Here is a 1,934-nt window from a genome sequence, read left to right as displayed (position 1 = left end):
GGCTGCGCAGAGCGAAATGCGTGCCCGGTAGGATGAAGCGCATGTGTGGAATCGTGGGTTATGTCGGGAGTGCGGGGTCGCGCCGCGGTGCGAACGGCGGGATCGCCGATCACAGTGCCCTTGACGTGGTGATCGAGGGCCTGCGCCGCCTTGAGTACCGGGGCTACGATTCGGCGGGGGTCGCCGTCGTGGCCGGCGGGGTCGTGGAGTCGCGGAAGAAGGCCGGCAAGCTCGGGAACCTGATCGCCGAGCTCGAGGAGCACCCGCTGCCGGCGACCCTGACGGGCATCGGGCACACGCGCTGGGCCACCCACGGCGGGCCGACGGACGCGAACGCGCACCCGCACCTGGCCGACCAGGGCCGTCTGGCCGTGATCCACAACGGCATCATCGAGAACTACGCCGAGCTCAAGGCCGAGCTCGGCGCGAAGGGCGTCGCGTTCGCGTCCGAGACGGACACCGAGGTCGCCGCCGCGCTCATCGGGGACTTCTACCGCGGCGCGGCCGGCGGGGACATCACCACGGCCATGCAGCTGGCCGCCCAGCGGCTCGAGGGGGCCTTCACGCTCCTGGCCGTGCACGCCGAGCAGCCCGGCGTGGTCGTCGCGGCGCGGCGGAACTCCCCGCTCGTGGTGGGCCTCGGCGAGGGGGAGAACTTCCTGGGCTCCGACGTCTCGGGCTTCATCGACCACACGCGCCGGGCCGTCGAGCTCGGCCAGGACCAGATCGTCACGATCACGCCGGATTCGTTCGTGATCACCGACTTCTACGGCCGGCCCGCCGAGGGCAAGGAGTTCGAGGTCTCGTGGGACGCGGCCTCGGCGGAGAAGGGCGGCTTCCCCTCGTTCATGGAGAAGGAGATCCACGACCAGCCGGCCGCGGTGCACGATACGCTGCTGGGCCGCTCGGACGTGCAGGGCCGCCTGATCCTGGACGAGCTCCGCATCGACGCCGCCGAGCTCAGGCAGGTCAACAAGATCATCGTGCTCGCGTGCGGCACGGCCGCGTACGCCGGGATGGTCGCGAAGTACGCGATCGAGAACTGGTGCCGGATCCCCACCGAGGTCGAGCTCGCGCACGAGTTCCGGTACCGCGACCCGATCGTGGACAAGAACACCCTCGTGGTCTCGATCAGCCAGTCCGGGGAGACGATGGACACGCTCATGGCCGTGCGCTACGCCCGCGAGCAGGGGGCCAAGACGGTCTCGATCTGCAACACGAACGGCTCGACGATCCCGCGCGAATCCGACGCCGTGCTCTACACCCACGCCGGCCCGGAGATCGCCGTCGCCTCGACGAAGGCGTTCCTGGCCCAGATCACGGCCGCGTACCTGCTCGGGCTGTACCTCGCGCAGCTGCGCGGGAACATCTTCACGGGCCAGATCAAGGACGTCCTCGCGGACCTGAACAAGATCCCGGAGAAGATCCAGTCCGTCCTGGACAACGCCGAGCCCCTGCGCGAGCTGGCCCGGAGCATGAAGGACGAGAAGTCCGTGCTGTTCCTGGGCCGCAACGTCGGCTACCCCGTGGCGCTCGAGGGCGCGCTCAAGCTCAAGGAGATCGCGTACCTGCACGCCGAGGGCTTCGCGGCCGGCGAGCTCAAGCACGGCCCGATCGCGCTCATCGACCAGGGCCAGCCGGTCTTCGTCGTCGTCCCCTCCCCGCGCGGACGCGACTCGCTGCACTCGAAGGTCGTCTCCAACATCCAGGAGGTCCGCGCCCGCGGGGCGCGCACGCTCGTGATCGCCGAGGAGGGCGACGAGGCCGTGCGCGCCTACGCCGAGCACGTCGTGTACGTGCCCGAGACCCCGCCGCTGCTCATGCCCCTGCTCACCACGGTCCCGCTGCAGATCTTCGCCGCCGAGCTCGCCGCCGCGAAGGGCTACGACGTGGACCAGCCCCGCAACCTCGCCAAGTCCGTCACCGTCGAGTAG

Annotated in this window: 1 protein-coding gene; it reads left to right on the top strand. The window is 70.1% G+C overall.

Features of this window, described 5'->3' with window-relative positions:
• Positions 1-41 precede the first annotated feature (41 nt).
• Positions 42-1,934 carry a glutamine--fructose-6-phosphate transaminase (isomerizing) gene (gene glmS, locus ACLN58_RS21660; protein ID WP_415857277.1) on the top strand — a complete coding sequence of 631 codons (1,893 nt, stop codon included), beginning with the start codon at positions 42-44 and terminating at the stop codon, positions 1,932-1,934.

This window comes from Sinomonas sp. G460-2, from assembly GCF_047759905.1.
Taxonomy (GTDB): domain Bacteria; phylum Actinomycetota; class Actinomycetes; order Actinomycetales; family Micrococcaceae; genus Sinomonas.
The sequence above is the reverse complement of the archived record's forward strand: the minus strand, read 5'-3'. Positions and strand labels throughout refer to the sequence as shown.